Raw genomic sequence first — 1,853 nt, 5'->3', positions numbered from 1 at the left:
CAACCGGCGTGCCAACCGCATGAAGGTGCTGGTGCATGACGGCATCGGCATCTGGCTGGCCGCTCGGCGCCTGCACCAGGGCTCGTTTCTTTGGCCGGCGCCCGGCAATGACCATTGGCCGTTGGAATCTGCCCAGCTCGACGCCCTGGTGCTGGGTCTGCCCTGGCAACGACTGGGAGACGCCGGCATCATCACCATGGTCTGAAGTCTGCGCGGCATGCCTGCCAGCATGCAATCCGTGAATCTGCGCATGCCAGCCAAGGCGCCTGCTTGGCACACTGCCTGTCATGTTGATGCAGCCGCAATCCCTGGATGATCTGAGCGCACAGCAGCTGCGCGATATGACCGGGCGGCTGCTGGCCGAGCTGCGCCACAGCCAGGCGCTCAATGCCAAACTCACCCACGAGAACGCGCTTTTGAAGCGCATGAAGTTCGCTGCGCAATCTGAGCGCTTCAACGCCGAGCAGCGCAGCCTGCTCGAAGACGAGATCGAGGCCGATCTGGCGGCGGTATCCCTGGAGATCAAGCAACTACAGCCCCCAGCGGCTGGGCCCCAGGTCAAACAACAACCCAAACGCCAGCCGCTGCCAGCCCACCTGCCCCGGCGCGAGATCCGCCACGAGCCCGACTCCACCACCTGCACCTGTGGCTGTGCGATGAAACGCATTGGCGAAGACGTCGCCGAGAAGCTCGACTATGTTCCCGGCGTGTTCACGGTGGAGCGCCACGTCCGTGGCAAGTGGGCCTGCACGCAGTGCGAGACCATCACCCAAGTGCCGGTGGCTGCTCATGTGATCGACAAGGGCATTCCCACCAGCGGCCTGCTGGCCCAGGTGCTGGTGGCCAAGTACGCCGACCACCTGCCGTTGTACCGGCAGGAAACCATCTTTGCCCGCGCCGGTCTGGCCATTCCGCGCTCGACTCTGGCGCAGTGGGTTGGCACCTGCGGGGTGCGGCTGCAGCCGCTGGTCGATGCGCTCAAGGCCCAGATACTCAGCTGCAGTGTGCTGCACGCAGACGAGACGCCGGTGCAGATGCTCCGGCCTGGCAAAGGAGCGACGCACCGGGCTTACCTCTGGGCCTACGCCCCAGGCGCCTTCGAAGATATGAAGGCCGTGGTCTACGACTTCTGCGAGTCCAGGGCCGGCGAACATGCGCGCAACTTCCTGGGCGACTGGAGGGGAGCGCTGGTCTGCGACGACTTCGCTGGCTACAAGGCAGGGTTTGCCAATGGCATCACGGAAGCTGGCTGCCTGGCGCACGCGCGGCGCAAGTTCTTCGACCTGCATGCAGCCAACAAAAGCCAGCTTGCCGGGTTCGCGCTGGAGCAGTTTGCCAAGGTTTACGACATCGAGCGCGAGGTTAAGGAACTGAACGCCGATCAGCGTCAAGCCATTCGCCAGCAGCACACCAAGCCCGTGCTCGATGCGCTGCACCAGTGGATGATATTGCAGCGGCAGAAGCTGCCGGACAGCTCCGCCACGGCCAGGGCACTGGATTACAGCCTGCGGCGCTGGACTGCATTGACGCGCTTCGTCGATGACGGGCAACTGCCCGTGGACAACAACTGGATCGAGAACCAGATCCGGCCGATTGCCATTGGCAGGAACAACTGGCTATTCGCCGGCAGCTTGCGCGCGGGTCAGCGTGCGGCGGCGGTGATGAGCTTGGTTCAGTCAGCCCGGATGAACGGGCACGACCCCTATGCCTACCTCAGGGATGTGCTCACGCGGCTGCCCACGCACAGGGCCAGCCGGGTGGAAGAGCTGCTACCGCATCGCTGGCAGGCTTCGAGCGCTTGAGCGATACCCGGGTGGCCGGCAAAGGTCAATATGGGATCGCCGCGCGCTTAC

The 1,853-nt window shown here is 64.4% G+C and carries 2 protein-coding genes; both read left to right on the top strand.

Annotated features, from left to right (window positions below; translation table 11 throughout):
• A partial coding sequence (gene tnpB / locus ACX12L_RS22895) for an IS66 family insertion sequence element accessory protein TnpB (RefSeq protein WP_459264564.1) occupies positions 1–205 on the top strand: 205 nt, incomplete at its 5' end.
• An 88-nt stretch (positions 206–293) separates the two neighbouring features.
• A complete protein-coding gene (gene tnpC / locus ACX12L_RS22890) occupies positions 294–1,802 on the top strand; it encodes an IS66 family transposase (protein ID WP_459264565.1) in 1,509 nt (502 codons plus the stop codon).
• The last annotated feature ends 51 nt before the right edge of the window (positions 1,803–1,853 follow it).

It is taken from the genome of Alicycliphilus sp. T452, from assembly GCF_054512775.1.
The sequence above is the reverse complement of the archived record's forward strand: the minus strand, read 5'-3'. Positions and strand labels throughout refer to the sequence as shown.

Excerpts from the sequence above, each read along its gene's own strand:
- tnpC (WP_459264565.1), top strand. The coding sequence starts at position 294 with ATGCAGCCGCAATCCCTGGATGATCTGAGCGCACAGCAGCTGCGCGAT.